Source organism: Paenibacillus amylolyticus (genome assembly GCF_047302515.1).
In the GTDB taxonomy this organism is placed as follows: Bacteria; Bacillota; Bacilli; order Paenibacillales; family Paenibacillaceae; genus Paenibacillus; species Paenibacillus amylolyticus_G.
The window spans coordinates 677,348-690,395 of record NZ_CP168019.1 but is presented as its reverse complement, the minus strand read 5'-3'; the positions used below and the strand labels follow the sequence as shown (position 1 = coordinate 690,395).

Below are 13,048 nucleotides of genomic sequence, written 5' to 3'. Positions count from 1 at the left end.
GAATCGCTTTTAAAGAATTCTGAACTGGAAGCAAGTCCTCATATAACATCATTGTGATTTTATTTATTTTACTGTCTCCAATGTATACCGGTTACGTGGAATCTCAAGACCCAGATTCTCCCGAAGCGTCTCATGTTCATAATCCGCACGGAACAGCCCTCGTTCTTGCAGAACCGGGACAACTAGCTCCACGAAATCTTCCAAGCCATTGGGCACCACGGTACGAACATTGAATCCGTCTGCCGCTTCGCCTTCAAACCATTCCTGAATCTGATCTGCGATCTGATCCGGTGTACCAATGAACGATGTACGAGGCGTTGATGCAAGCAATGCCACTTGGCGGAGGGTCAATCCCTGTTCTCGTGCCTGCTGTTTGATCTTATCTGTTGTACTGCGGAAGCTGTTGCTGCCAATCTCCCCAATCTCGGGAAAAGGTTCGTCCAGCGGGAATTGGGAGAAGTCATAATGATCGAAGTAACGTCCCAGATAATTCAGGGCCTGATCAATATTCACCAGTTCGGCAATTTCCTGATATTTCTGCTCCGCCTCTTCCGCTGTTCTACCCACAATCGGGCCGATGCCCGGGAAGATCAGGATATCCTCTGCCTTGCGTCCATAAGCCACCGCTCTTGCTTTCACATCCCGGTAGAACTCCCTTGCTTCCTTCAGCGTCTCATGTCCTGTGTACACGGCATCCGCCGATCGGGCGGCCAGATCTTTACCAGATTCGGATGAGCCCGCCTGGAAAATCACCGGATAACCCTGCTTCGAACGCCCTACATTAAGCGGACCCTGTACCGAGAAGTGCGTTCCTTTGTGATTCAGCGTATGTAGCTTGGCAGGATCGAAAAATACGCCCTGCTCTTTGTCTCCGACAAAGGCATCGTCCTCCCAGGAATCCCAAAGGCCTTTGACCACATTCAGATGTTCTTCCGCAATTTCGTAGCGTAGCGCATGGTTCGGATGTTCGCCTTTGCCAAAATTAAGAGCCGATCCTTCCAGAGGTGAAGTAACCACATTCCATCCGGCTCTCCCACCGCTTAATTGATCCAACGAGGCGAATTGCCTCGCAACCGTGAAGGGTTCACTATAGGAAGTAGATAATGTAGCAACAAGACCGATGTGGGAAGTTGCCCCGGCGAGTGCGGACAGAAGCGTCAGAGGTTCGAATCGATTAAGAAAATGAGGATTGGACTTCTCGTTGATGAAGAGGCCATCTGCAATAAAGAGCAGATCAAACTTCCCTTTTTCCGCGATACGCACCTGCTTCTTGTAGAACTCCAGACTAACGCTCGCGTTAATGGGAATATCCGTGTGACGCCAAAAGGAAATGCTGTTACCCACTCCGTTCAGATTAGCTCCCAACTTCAATTGTCGTTGTGACATATATATTACTCCCCATTTCATTTTGAGTGTTCACTTCTTCATATTCGTACTACCTGAGTCTACTGCCATCCGCAATTCGGTTTTATCCGCCTTCTTCACATCACTAACTCTGACTGCCCATGCCGCTCCAAGCAATACAATGCCTGTGAATAGAAAAATAAACGGAATGCCGATCCATCCACCGAGCAAACCACCGATTAACGGCCCAAGCACGATACCGAACTGACTCGCCGTCTGACTCAGACTGACAGCCCTCCCACGAAAATCGTGATCAGCATACTTGATGATCAGCGCATTAAGCGCCGGATAGACCGCGGCAAAGAACAAACCATAAACAAATCGCAGGCTACCAAAATAAATCAGATTCGTTGCTGTCATCTGCAGCAGACTGCCAATTCCCCCGCCAATCAGACCGATAAACAGTGTTTTCTCGTACCCGATCCTTCCACCAATCTTGCCCCAGCGCGGCCCCATAATGACGGTTGCAACACCAATTGCCGAGAAGACAATCCCTGCACTGAGTGTTGCACTGCCAACATCTCCGCCAATCTGGACCACATAGAGCGTCAGCACCGGTTCGATGATGAGCACAGAGGTCGAGACTAAGAGAATCAAACCGTAGATTCGCATCAACCCCGGCGTGGAAGCCGCTCTTTTCAAATCCCCTATGATCCTTGTTGGAAATATCGTACGAGCTTGTCGTGACTCCTTAACACCCAGGACCATCAGTGCCGCGAGTAATGTAATAACAGCGGATGCAGTGAAACATCCCCGCAGTCCAATCCAGTGACTCAACACACCACCGGCCAGAGGACCGAGAATCCCGCCCGCAGCGCTGGCTGTGGAGATTACGCCAAGTGCATAACCCACATGTTTCTCCGGAGTATTGGTACCGATCAGTGTAATCGAGGCGGGATGAAAACCAGCCATGAGTCCCTGAAAGACCCTCACCGCGATAAACGTATACGGATCGTAAACAAAGAAGTTAGCCAGATGTGCAATGCCTAGCCCCACTCCGGAACGGACGAGCATCAGTTTGCTGCCATATTTATCAGCCAGTGATCCCCAGAAGGGTGCGCATAATCCACTGATCAGAAAGCTGATGGAGATCGAAATACCGGACCAAGCTTCCAGACCGCTCTGGATACCAAGATCATTTTGCAGGAATATAGGAAAGAACGGAACGGACAGCGAGTACGCCATATGATTGAAAAACAAGCCGAACCACAGAATATACAGATTTCGCTTCCATTGTGGCATCTTGGCATTCTCCATACTATATAATTCCTATATAAAAAGTAGGTTATTATCCATATTAGGGTAACGTCATCGGAAAGTATAATAGAAAAGTTCAATAGACCCATTCAAGAATTAAATGAATGGGTCTATCTTATCGGCGATACATCGTATTTAATTATTGTCCTAACTGTGATTGATACTCGTATTCGAATACATGTTTCATAATAGCCAATTCCATATTTTTCAATTCAATGATTTTATCAAGCATGACATCATACTTTTTGTATACACCCTGCTCCATGATAAATTCATTCATATACATGACCAGATTACGGAGCTTCAAAGCTTCGCTTACCAGTTCTTCCAATCGGATTTTTAACGAAGGATCGGGGAGAAAGTCAAGTATGGCTTGTGCAAGCAGTTGTTTATGTTCGTAAAGCAGGTGAAAAGGATGTATAGCAAACGGCTGATTTTGCATCCCTTCCTTCTGCATCCCCAGCATATCAATCATCTTATCGTATATTTCACTTCCAAGATAACGGTGATCCTTTCTCAGAATACTGCGAACTTGATTAGTCTCTCCTACGTATTCTTTCAAAATATTCATTAGATTCTCTTTGGAAAACTGGAGAACCGTTTCATAATAATATTCACTTGGTTCCTTATACTCATCTGTCTTTTCAATGGCCCATATTCCGTTCAGGTAATCCGTAGACCATTCAGCATCGAAATTCGAATCTTGAATAACAGTGATCTCATCATAGGGAAGCCATTTCTCACCGTAGAATCCATCCCAAAAATCATGGCACAAAAACTCTTTACGATCCGAATCAAATCCAGAGATGAATACCTCATGTTTACCACCACCGGGAATATTTCTCAGGAAATAAATATAATTATTCTTTTGAATTAGTTCCACTATAAAATCTTGCAGTTCCCACTGTTTTAAAATCATATCTCTATCGTACACCCTTGTAATGAACATAGGGCATGTCGACATTTTGAATTTGTGCCAAGGATAATATTGTGAACAGACGTCCAATCCATAGCCCCCTTCATCATTGTGACTCAGGATGACCAATAGAAAATTATGATAAATCCAGCTACGTGAACGCTTGTCCAAATCCAGCATTGAAAAGAGACTCGCATGATGTGGGTAGGTAGTCATTAAAGGCTCGTTCATTTGCAATTTTTTAATCATGACTGATCTCCAATCCTGAGCAATTTATTAAGTTATGCTTCTCCAGTTCATGAATGGCTTCCAGCTTGCTTGTGAATTTTCTCCACTGATTATGTGTCATATTCTCCCGATATACCGCCTTCGCCAGCACATTACGTAACTCACTCCAATGATCCTGTATTGCCTGAGCAGCAGAAACAAGATCGGTATGATGTTCATATAACCGTTGCATACGATAGGTTTCGACCTTTTTGGCATTCACAATGTCTACAATGGATTGTAGAACAAGTTCAGCATAGGCCGTATCAGGTGAATCTTCTTCTTCATTGAACTGATACGTCTTCTGTATGAAGGACAGAAGATGACTCAGTTCCTGATTAATCTCCCCTGGTGTAACGCGTACATGATCAATAAACATGTCACGCAGTTCTCCCAGCATGATGTTGTTTCTTTTGTGTGAGACCGTTTCACAAGCTGAAAATGCATAGAACGTGGGTACTTCTTCTTCCTCCATGAAAAGCCGTACGAATCCTTCATAAGCTTGTACAATATCATTCATAGGCATCTCCATCGGTTGATACGTGAGATTGTCCCGGTGATCATGTTCTATTACATGGAACACTTGCCGCTGGAGATCATACCCATAGATTAATAAGGAATGAGGCCAGTGGGTACGTAAATACATATCTTTGCGCAAGGACTCGTAATAACAGTCCACTCGGATAATTACTGGGCGGTTCAAATTAACCGCCTCCATAATCTCTTTTCGAACATCCTCGCTGTAGGTCTTCGTTTCATAAGTTAGCCCCATACGCTCAATTAGCTGGTCATCTGATAATACAGCTTGATACTCTAATCGGAGTATGCCCTGATGTTCATCGAATCTATAGTGCATTCGGTCGTTGATCATCACAGGCAGTACACCAATAGAATAGAAGTTCAATACAGGAAAAAGTGAATTATAGAAACAGTTTTTGTAGAAAACATCATTAAACGGCTCTATTCCTGCGATGATAACTATTGGCCTATGGGAATGATGTAAGATAAGATGATCCGCTTCCGCTGTTGCCCCGACTTCTTCGGTAAATTGCTCCATTGCACCATCTGTCTCTGGCTTATCCTGCTCTTCAAGAAATATCTCTTTTTCAGAATTATGCTCATCCGCTTCATACCCCTTGTTTCGAAGCACTTCAGCCAGGGATGCAATAGTCTCATGCCGCATCACTTCATCAGCAGTAAGCGGAATACTCTGCCTCTCCATATTCGCCTCAAGTTTGATGACATTCAGCGAATGCCCTCCAATTTCGAAGAAGCGGGAATGAACGTCAATCTCTTTCAATTGCAACAGATCCGACCACAATTCGGCGAGCACCTGCTCAAATGCATTGCGTGGAAGTGTAATATCCGTCCCTTCTCCCTGTAAGAGCAAGGGATCTGGAAGAGCTTTTCGGTCCAACTTCCCATTGGCCGTATATGGCATATGATCCAACATGGTGTATCTGGAGGGCAGCATATATTCAGGCAACTCTGTCAGCAAAAAAGATCGCAATTGCTCCTGATTGAGACTTTGGCTCTCCGTTACTGTGTAATAGGCACATAACAGGGACTGCCCATCCTGATCTGACCGAACTGTGACCGCAGCAGCCGAGATAGCCGGGTACTGGAGCAACCTGTTCTCGATCTCCCCGAGTTCGATCCGATAACCACGTATTTTCACTTGAAAATCGGTCCGACCCAGATACTCCAGATCTCCATTTGCATTGAGTCGTGCGAGATCTCCCGTTTTATACATATAAGCGCCTTCATGAAAAGGATCCTTTACAAACCTCTCGGCCGTAAGCTCAGATCTGTTCCAATAACCTCTGGCTACTCCATCTCCTGCGATGCATAACTCTCCCGTTGCTCCGATTGGCATATGCCGATACCGCTTATCCAGAATATAAATACGGGTATTGGCAATCGGATGACCAATCGAAATTGTCGTGGTAGGCGAAAGTTCCTTAATGCTCGACCATATTGTTGTTTCTGTGGGACCATACATATTGTAGATGCGGGCAGAGGTCATCCCCGCGATCTCCTCATACAAGGCATACGGTAGAGCTTCCCCTCCGATCATCAATGTTTGAATTACGCTCCATACCGGTGAATCGACTGTAAGCCCAATCTGAAGCATCCGCAGTCGAGAAGGAGTTATTTGTATTAATTCAATGTTATGAGTAACAATTAGATGCGCAATACGGCTTGGACTTAACTGATCCTCCTCTACTGCCATTATCAGTGTTAACCCGTTAGCGAGTGCCCCAAGCGTTTCCAGTACAAAGATATCAAAGGAGAATGTTGTGAGGGCGAGAATTCGTTTGCCAGCTTCAAAAGGAATGCTGCGGGATACACCTTCCACAAAGTTTCTTAGTGCCCGATGTTCAATCATGACCCCTTTCGGCCTGCCTGTAGATCCGGAAGTATATATCAAATAAGCCAACTGCTCCGACGAAACAACTGGCAGTGAGATATGTTGGTCTTCCCATTCTTCCATGCGAGAAATATCGATTATTTGGCCTGTGTATATGAGTGAGCCGATCAGATCGGGCTTCGTTAGCAAAATCGCAGCCTGGCTATCCTCCAGCATGAACTGCAAACGATTATTTGCATAAGCGGGGTCCATCGGCATGTAAGCAGCCCCCGCCTTAAGTACACCCAGCATAGCCAAGAGCATGTCTTCCGATCGCGTTAACAGAATTCCTACAATGGCACCTGATCTTACTCCCTGAGCTAACAGGTATTTCGCAAGTTGATCTGATTTGCAATCCAAGCTTCGATAGGTAAGAATATGATCTCCGCAGATCACTGCGGGAATATCCGGCTGTTGCGCAGACCAAGACTGAGTCATCTGGATGATTGAACGAGCTTCAGGAAAACGTATCTCCGTATCATTCAGATGTTGAATAACCTGGTCTTCCTTGCACGAGAGCATCTTTATATGATGTAATCCCTCATCTGGATGGGCTGTACACATCGAGAGCACATGCATCACATGGTCTACAATCTGTTCAATGGTTTCTCGAGAATATAATGCGGCATTGTAATTCATGCGTAACGCCAGCCCCATTTTGGACATTTGAAGTGAAAACACCATATCGGCCAAGGGTCCTGTTTCCTGTAGATTCTCCTGCATATTGTCCATACGAACCACAGTGGCCACCCTTGGCAAGTCTGTCCCCTCATGACCAAGCAATTCAAGAATTTTCTCCAGCGAAAGATGGTTAAACTTTTTGGCTGCACCCACAAGGGTCCTGAGCTGAAGAACAAGCTCCTTAAAAGAACACTCTTCACCAAAATTGATGCGAATAGCACGTAGTTGACTTGAATTTGCTGCACCAGACGAAGCGGGAATACCTACTGTTATATCGTCATTGTCCAGATAACGGTGTAACACATATGTGACACCTGCCAGTAGAAGAATAAATGCCCCAGCTTCGGTGTTCCCGGAAATGCGAAAGATTTGTTCTGAAACAGGTTGAGGAAATGCAATTTGCATCTCCTCAAACACTTGCTCACCCCATGTTCCCCTCGTTTTTTCACTAGGGAACATGCTGAATTGAAGGTCCCCCGAGAGATGGTTTAGCCAATATTGCTTCTCCTCTTCGAACTTTCGGCTCGATAATAGTAAATTTTGCATGAATGCACTTGGCTCTGCTGACAATTAGCACGCCTCCCATTCTCTTTGGGATCAAGAATAATCAGATCAGGTTAAGACCTTTTTTCTTTGCCATCTTTTCTACCTTGCGCAGCATAACGATTGAGATGATTGTATACGAAATGGCAAAAAAGATGAGGATGCACCATTCCATCCAGATCGGTGCAAGGGGCACCCAATCTGTTTTGAAACTGTAATAACGCACCATATCATACCCCCAGGTATAAGGCAGGAGATATGCGATCCAACGAACGACTGCCGGAAACTGGTCCACTGGGAAATAAGCACCTGCTACAAATTCAAACATGATAAACAAAATACCCACAATGGATGAGACCTGGCGGTACAAAATCCCCAGTAGTGCAATCATGACGCCAAGCGCCATTAATGCAACGATGACCACAAGACAGGTGACTAGAATCATCATGGATTCAGCAAAGTTGAGACCTGCATACAGAACAAGCAGGATATACATCGGTATGAACACAATGACATTCATTAATGCACTGGCTACAACCGTCCCTACATAATACGCATAACGAGAGATTGGATTGCAGTACAGATACTCCAATGTGCCGTTATGGAGATCATTCGTCACGGCGCCGAGCGGAGCGTTTAACGCTACTCCGTAGAACAGCCATACAAGTATTGCACCCAGATAAAAGATAAACAGGTTATCTCCTTGAAGTACATTCTCTCCCTCGTATACAACAAACGTGGACATCAGCAGGAAAAAGAGTACTCGTAGACCCAACTGTAGGAAGTTACCGAAGAAGTTGGGCAGATACCTTACAGCAATCTGCAATTCCTTCACGGTTGTTGCCCACACGACGGCGAAAAATCCGGTAGGTTTACCTATCGCTTGCAGCTTTAGCGTTTCCTGACCTGTCCCGGTTTTAGCATATTCGATACTCACTGTTCTCTGCCTCCTGCCAATGTGTACTCTAAATTTTCATCAGACTTCACATAGAGCTGAACAAACAAATCTTCAAGTGTTAGTTGTCTATGCTGAATGGTCGTATGGATATTGCCTTCTTTTAATTCACTAATAACCGCGCCCATCCCGTCGTACAGGTTCGTGATTCCGAAGGAAACCGTGTCTTCCTCCTCACGAATAATAGTGGAAGTTACCTCCGGCAGAGCAGTGATTCGCTCCTGAATGGAAGGGGGCAAGTCTGCTCTGGGAATGTCGATGAATTCGACTGCGCCCAGATTGGATTTTAGTTCGGCAATTGTACCTGTTTTAAGGAGCGTTCCTTTGCGCATCAGGGACACCCGGTCCGTCATGTCCTCTACCTCAGTCAGAATGTGAGAGGTCAGAATAATGGATTTCCCCTCATCTCGCACATAACTTTTAATGAACTCACGTACACGTCTGGAGATCACCGGGTCCAGGCCCTTGGTCGGTTCATCCAGATATATCACTTCGGGATCATGCAGCAGGGCTCGCATAATGACAACGGTTTGCTTTTGGCCTCCCGATAATTGCATAAATTGCTTGTTCAGATGTTCCGAGAAATCCAGATACGTACTTAATTTGTCAATCTGGTTTGAAATCTCTTGTTTGCTAAGTCCGGTAAGTCTCCCAAAGAATATCAAGTTCTCTCGAACAGTTAATCTCGCATAAGCAGAGCGTTCAGTATCTTGACCCACGTATCCGATTAATCTCCTGATGATGTTCGCATCGGTATCCAAATCGTAGCCGCCGATATTGACAATTCCGGAATCCTTGGTCAACAGAGTCGCCAAGACTTTAATAAAAGTTGTTTTACCTGAACCGTTGGTCCCCAGAATTGTGTGGATCTCACCCTTGCGAAGCTCAAAGGACATGTTATCTAACGCTAGGTGTTTACCATAGGACTTCGTGACGTTCTCAGCGGATAGCACTCTCACTTGTTCTCCCCCTTTATGTATTGCCTGTATTGCTGAATTCATGGGAGGGCGAGTACGCTATTGCAGCGTATTTCGCCCCTAATGTAATCACTTTACGCCGACAGCTTCGTGTACCAGATACTCCGCCAGTTCGTAGTGATGTCCAGTATCATCAATGATATGATTCATCCACTGATTTCTTTCTTTAACAGGTAACTTTTTGGTTTCAAAGATGCCCTTGAGCAGTTCCAACGCTTCTATCATTTGCTCTTTTGAGGGTTTGTCCCCTGCATTTTCAACCTGCTCCTGAATTGCCTGGATTCGTTTGTAACGCTGAACAACACCTTGTTGATACTCTGCTTCATCCCAATTCTGGTTTGGCGTTGCCACTGCAATTGCTAGACATTTAGTTATGACTGTGGGTACTCCTTTTTTCTTCTTGCCATCCGATTGAAACATGCTGATCAATTTTTGACGTTCCGCTTTTTCGCCAAAGCAGAGCGAATTGATATCAGGACAGTTCGTTTTGGTCAATTTGTTCAGTACATTTTTGGGTCCCATTTCGATGGCAAGTGTGACACCAAAACGCTCAAGGTATTGAAGAATCCGTGTCCATTGCACAGGTTTGACCATCTGATCTGTCAGCAATCCCGGAATTCGCTCCACATCACCATAAGGTTGACCTGTAACATTGGATAGTACCGGCCATTTGAACATATTGTACGAATACTTTGCCAGTTCTTGGCCGAGCCGCTCTGCATCTTCCGCCATCAGCGAACTATGAATGGGTGCACTGGACATTAGGGGAGTAACCTGACCATCGGCATCCAATACGGCTGCTTCGATCTCCTCCAGTACGTATTGATGACCGGATACGGCAGCTTGTGTTGGCGAATTATAACAGGAGACTACAGCTACACCCTGCTCGCCGCTGTATTGTTCACAGAGTTGCTCCACGATGGATGCGTCAATACCGTCCATAATGGTCATTGATCCTGTGCCCCGATCAATATGAATCTGCATCATCGCACCACGCAATTTGGTGATTCGAACAGCATCGGAAAATGTCATGGCGCCTGAACATACCAACGCCGAATATTCACCCATACTGTGACCTGCACAGAATTGTGGTCGAATCCCCACTTCTTCCATATACACTCTGAAAGCCGCTACATTCGTTGCCAGTAGAGCAGGTTGCATGTTCTCATTCTGATTCAGTTCAGATAGACTTCCTTCAAAACATAGTTTTGCCAGATCCACACCTGCAACGTCACTCGCTTCCTCGTACGTTTGCTTGGCAATGCTATATTGATCATAGAAACTCTTTCCCATACCTACATACTGAGAACCTTGTCCCGGAAACAGCAGTGCTATTTTTTCCATGTCGTAACCTCCATTAATAGGGTTGGTGTATTAATTATTAATAATGTTCAGTTCCACATATGAAGGAATTTTCTGAATATAGCTCATGTCGTGTTCAAAAATGACAAGGTCCTCTTCCTGATGGATTTCTTTGAATCCGCCAAATTTATAGGTCAGATACATCATCCGATTACGATCGGTCATTTTGAATTCAGCCCGTATCTTGACCCCGGCTTCTTTCGCCTGTTCCAGGATATAATTCATGAGAATCGTGCCTACACCTCGTGACATTACACGGCAAGACATCAGCAGCAGCTTCACGGTCCAGTACTCCTCTTCCATCTCAAGCAAAGCGAGTCCAATTTTTCCATATGCTCCATACTTGTCTTCCAGTCCTGTAATGAGAAGTTTGTGATTAGGAGATTGACTGAGTTGTTCCAGATCTTCATAGGAATAGGTATACCCTGTGGTGTTCAGCTGATGAGTCCGCACCGTCAACTCTTCTGCACGCTGCAGATCATCTCCCTTGAGGGGTGAAATCGTAAATGTCATGCCAAGTGAAGCCAGAAAGTCATCTTTGGGACCTGTGAATTCATCTTCCGCCTTATTACGGATCTCATCGCTTTTGTACATTAAACGGCGAAGTTTGGAGTCCTCCGTAATAAAGCGGGGATTCATCATCTCCATGTCGGGAATGTCCAGGTACTGGGCAGCATCTATGCATCGAACTTCAGCATGCTCAAACTGTACCTCTTCCAGCTCAAACATCTGATCATCCACAAAAGCAACCGTATTCGCTCCGATATTAATGGAAGTTATGATGGATTGAATCGAGCTCGACTTGGAATTCCAGTGAATCTGGGGATATAGGAAGTATTCATGAATTCCGAATTCCTCAAGCTTCTCCATGGCTGTCTGATGGTCATTTTTACTGGCGATGGATTGCAGAACCCCACGCTCGTCCAGTGTCCGAATCACATCAATAATTCCCTCTCTCAAGACAACATTCTCATCTTCCAGAAGGACACCTTCCCAGATTGTATTATCCAGATCCCAGACGACCAGCTTCACCTTCTCTTGCTTTTGTTTGTCCATTACCGAACTTACCGATGGCTCACCCATACCTGAACCCCTCCTTGGCATATTGTTCCAAACTATTGCTTCAAGCCCGTCAGGCAGTCTATGCTGTCTTTCGTTCAATCAGTTCATTAATCTTGTTCAACGTACGGAAGTTGCTCAGATCCATATCCTGGGTCTCAATCCGAATGTTGAATTCTTTCTCCAGAAACATCACCATCTGCATCGCAAATAGAGAATTGGCAAAACCCAATTCAAAAATATCCTCATCATCCTGAATTTCGCGTTTGCGATAGAAACGACTCAGAAATGTTTTTACTTTGACCTTGGACTCCATGCACAGTCACCTCGTATAATTTATAGTCGATACACTTACAGAATCACGTGCTCAAAGAAGCCTTGACCGCTTTTTGCGCCTAACAATCCGGCATCCACCATCTTGCGAAGCAAGGGACATACTCTGTATTTCGGGTCCTGATAACTCTCATAGAGTACATCCAATGAATGAACCACAGTATCCAAACCAATCAAATCCGCTGTATGAAGTGGGCCCATCTTATGTCCGAAACATTTGACGAATATGTCATCCACCTCTTCCGGTGAAGCTACCTGATCCTGAACGACAAAGGCAGCTTCATTCATGAGAAGATGGGATATTCGGTTAGATACAAAACCGGGAAGATCTTGTACCAGTATGGCTTCTTTGCCCATGGTATGGAGCAGGGATCTGGTCGCTTCAATCGTTGTATCCGAAGTGTGATAACCCTGAATAGCTTCGACTACGGGCTTTAACGGGACCGGATTCATAAAATGTACACCGATGACCTTGTCAGGCCGTTTGGTGATGGAACCAACTTTTGTAATCGAAATGCATGATGTATTGACCAAATAAATACAAGAATCGGGGCAATAGTTTTCAAGCTGTGCATAGACCTCTTTTTTCACATCCCATTGTTCAGGCACGTTCTCAATAATAAAATCAGCATCGCTGAGCGAGTCATAATGTGTCGTAAACTCCACACGTGAGAGCACCGTTTCCGGGTCTTCGGCCTCGGTATCCTTGTTGTAGAATCCCGAAAATCGGATATTGGTAAACAAGGCTGTTCTCGCCTGATCCAAAACTTCATCACTCACATCGATTAAAACCACGTTGTGCCGGGACTGGGCAAGGCTCTGCGCAACCCCTTTTCCCATGACGCCTGCTCCGATTACACCAACCTTCATTCCTATCAACGCCC

General features: G+C 45.2%; 10 protein-coding genes. All 10 read right to left on the bottom strand.

Annotated features, from left to right (window positions below; translation table 11 throughout):
* Nucleotides 1–63: 63 nt before the first annotated feature.
* Entirely contained in the window at nucleotides 64–1,386 is a 1,323-nt protein-coding gene (locus ACDJ59_RS03040; RefSeq protein WP_413407589.1) for an LLM class flavin-dependent oxidoreductase, read from the bottom strand.
* Between the two features lie 30 nt (nucleotides 1,387–1,416).
* A complete protein-coding gene (locus ACDJ59_RS03035) occupies nucleotides 1,417–2,646 on the bottom strand; it encodes an MFS transporter (protein WP_413407588.1) in 1,230 nt (409 codons plus the stop codon).
* A gap of 154 nt (nucleotides 2,647–2,800) precedes the next feature.
* Nucleotides 2,801–3,826 (bottom strand): hypothetical protein, encoded by a 1,026-nt coding sequence (locus ACDJ59_RS03030; protein ID WP_413407587.1) that lies wholly within the window; start codon nucleotides 3,824–3,826, stop codon nucleotides 2,801–2,803.
* The gene (locus ACDJ59_RS03025) at nucleotides 3,819–7,505 is read right to left on the bottom strand and encodes an amino acid adenylation domain-containing protein (protein WP_413407586.1); all 3,687 of its coding nucleotides are present in this window, start codon (nucleotides 7,503–7,505) and stop codon (nucleotides 3,819–3,821) included. The genes ACDJ59_RS03030 and ACDJ59_RS03025 overlap by 8 nt, the downstream gene beginning before the upstream one ends.
* 37 nt (nucleotides 7,506–7,542) lie before the next feature.
* On the bottom strand, nucleotides 7,543–8,415 hold the full coding sequence (locus tag ACDJ59_RS03020) for an ABC transporter permease (RefSeq protein ID WP_211082611.1): 873 nt from the start codon (nucleotides 8,413–8,415) through the stop codon (nucleotides 7,543–7,545).
* Nucleotides 8,412–9,392, bottom strand: a complete 981-nt coding sequence (locus ACDJ59_RS03015; RefSeq protein WP_017686951.1) for an ABC transporter ATP-binding protein — start codon at nucleotides 9,390–9,392, stop codon at nucleotides 8,412–8,414. The genes ACDJ59_RS03020 and ACDJ59_RS03015 overlap by 4 nt, the downstream gene beginning before the upstream one ends.
* 87 nt (nucleotides 9,393–9,479) lie before the next feature.
* Nucleotides 9,480–10,754 (bottom strand): ACP S-malonyltransferase, encoded by a 1,275-nt coding sequence (gene fabD, locus ACDJ59_RS03010; protein ID WP_047843970.1) that lies wholly within the window; start codon nucleotides 10,752–10,754, stop codon nucleotides 9,480–9,482.
* Between the two features lie 30 nt (nucleotides 10,755–10,784).
* Nucleotides 10,785–11,855, bottom strand: a complete 1,071-nt coding sequence (locus ACDJ59_RS03005) for an HAD-IIIC family phosphatase (protein ID WP_413407585.1) — start codon at nucleotides 11,853–11,855, stop codon at nucleotides 10,785–10,787.
* Between the two features lie 58 nt (nucleotides 11,856–11,913).
* Entirely contained in the window at nucleotides 11,914–12,147 is a 234-nt protein-coding gene (locus ACDJ59_RS03000) for an acyl carrier protein (protein ID WP_017686948.1), read from the bottom strand.
* Nucleotides 12,148–12,182: 35 nt separating this feature from the next.
* Nucleotides 12,183–13,034, bottom strand: a complete 852-nt coding sequence (locus tag ACDJ59_RS02995; RefSeq protein ID WP_047843972.1) for a 3-hydroxyacyl-CoA dehydrogenase family protein — start codon at nucleotides 13,032–13,034, stop codon at nucleotides 12,183–12,185.
* Between the last annotated feature and the right edge of the window lie 14 nt (nucleotides 13,035–13,048).